This window comes from Janthinobacterium sp. CG3 (assembly GCF_000344615.1).
GTDB lineage: Bacteria > Pseudomonadota > Gammaproteobacteria > Burkholderiales > Burkholderiaceae_D > Janthinobacterium.
The window spans coordinates 570,124-572,308 of sequence record NZ_KB467825.1 but is presented as its reverse complement, the minus strand read 5'-3'; the positions used below and the strand labels follow the sequence as shown (position 1 = coordinate 572,308).

At 58.9% G+C, this 2,185-nt stretch carries 1 protein-coding gene; it reads right to left on the bottom strand.

The features are described from left to right. Positions 1 to 582 precede the first annotated feature (582 nt). Positions 583 to 1,950 (bottom strand): sodium-dependent transporter, encoded by a 1,368-nt coding sequence (locus JANGC3_RS0127140; RefSeq protein WP_026133586.1) that lies wholly within the window; start codon positions 1,948 to 1,950, stop codon positions 583 to 585. Positions 1,951 to 2,185: the final 235 nt, after the last annotated feature.

Sequence of the window (2,185 nt, the reverse complement as noted above, 5' to 3'; positions counted from 1 at the left end):
AGTGCTGCAACCAGTGTGAAAGTAGGTTATCGTCAGGCTTGTTATATTAAAAAAGCCCCGCAGAGATGTGGGGCTTTTTTTCGTCCGCGTTTTTGTGGGCGTTAAACCAATATACACCTGCGCGTCGGTGAGAAGAGTGTGCGGAACGGGTAGTCGGCCCGGCCTGGAATCTGATATTCATTTCGGGAGACGCTGACACCGATGTGCGCGTCCTCGCTGGAGGCCGCGCTAGCGTAGCATGGCGACCTTGGCGCCGCCAGATTGTTGCATGCGGGGCCGGGCGGCGCGGAATGATGTAGCCGGCTCGAGCAACTTGCCGTGCATGGGTCAACCTGGGCCGCGGGCTGGATTCCGATACCCAGGATCTGATGTTGAGTGGCGCAGCGCAGGGCCACGGTGTGGTAATCGCCGATACCCGGCGGGCGGCCGAGGGGTTTGCCAACGGCGCGTTGACGACGCCGTTTTTGGAAGAGGTCGACAATGGCGCCTCGTACTTTCTGCTATGTCCGCTCAGCGCGCGCGGACGCCGGTCATGTATGCCTTGGCCGCCGCGCTGCATGCCTTGATCGCCAATCAAGACGACTAGAACAACTTCAAGCCTTTCAGCATGACGGCCAGGATCAGCAGTGGCGACACGTAGCGCAGCAGGAAAAATACCGCGCGCGCGACGCTTTTGTTTTGCAGCTGGCCGTCATTGCCCAGTGCGCGGCTGAACTTGTCGATGCCCCAGTCCCAGCCCACAAACAGCGCGATCGCAATGCCACCCGCAGGAAGCAGGACATTCGACGAGACGAAATCGAACAGGTCAAACATGGTCATGTTAAACAGCTTAAAGTCGGCCAGCGTGCTGTTGCTCAAGGCGCAGCAGGAGCCCATCAGTGCCAGTACCGCGATCGTCAACATGGTCGCCTTCGGCCGGGAAAAGCCGAGGCGCTCGTGGAAAATCAGCACCGGCACTTCCATGAGCGACAGCATCGCACCGGTAGCGGCGACGGCCGCCAAGAGAAAGAATACGACCATCAGTAACTGGCCCATTGGGATCTGTGAAAACACGGCCGGGATGGTGATAAACACCAGTGCCGGGCCGGCCGCCGGTTCGAAGCCGAAGGTGAACACCGCAGGAAAGATGGCGATACCCGCCAGCATCGACACGCACAGGTCGGCGCTCATCACGCGAAGGGTGGTCAGCGGGATATTTTGGTCATCGCGGAAATAGCTTCCGTAGGTCATCATCGTGCCCATGCCAATCGATAGCTTGAAAAACGCCAGGCCCATCGCCGTTAGCACGACCGACGCGGTGATTTTGCTGAAGTCGGGCTGGAACAGGAAGGCCAGGCCTTCTCGCGCCTTATCCAGTGACAAGCTTACGGCGCAGAGCATCAACAGCAGCACGAACAGCAGCGGCATCAATTTTTTGGTCAGCGCCTCAATGCCCTTGGTCACGCCCATCAGGAGGATGCCGCCAATAAAGATCAGCACGCCCCACTGCCACAGCAGCGACTGCAGGGGATCGCTGATCAGCGCACCGAAAGCCGCCTCGGTCACGCGGCGGTCGCTACTTAAGATGGTGCCCCCGATGGCCTTCACCACATAAGCGAAAATCCAGCCGACCACCTCGGAGTAAAACGACAGAATCATGAAGGCGGCGAGCATGCCGGCCGCACCGATCAACCACCACATGCGCCCCTTTGGCGCCAACATCTGCAGCGTTGAAATCGGATTGGCCTTGGCTTGGCGTCCCAGCGTGATTTCGACAATCATCACCGGCAGGCCGACCAGCAGCGTCGCGAGTAAGTAAATCAGCAGAAAGCTGGCGCCGCCGTTCGCGCCTGTGAGATACGGGAACTTCCATATATTGCCGAGTCCCACTGCGGAGCCGAGAGTGGCAGCGAGTACGCCGAAGCCGGAAGTGAAGCCGGGGCGTGTCGCGATGTTTTGAGCTTGTTTCATCTAGTGTCTTCTGAATTAATGCGTTGGGTGCCGCGAAAGGGCGAAATTGTAGCAGTTGGCCCCGGCGCTAACGCAGGAATGCGAGTGCCGCGCATGGCCCTCTCATATAGATAGAGAAAGACCTTGCAAGTGCGCTGCCCCTTTGCTATAGTTCGCCTCCCCAATGACAGGCACTCGATGCCGGGCAAAAAGGGCCGGTCGGAAACGACGGGGTAGCGAAAATAGAAGTTGACGA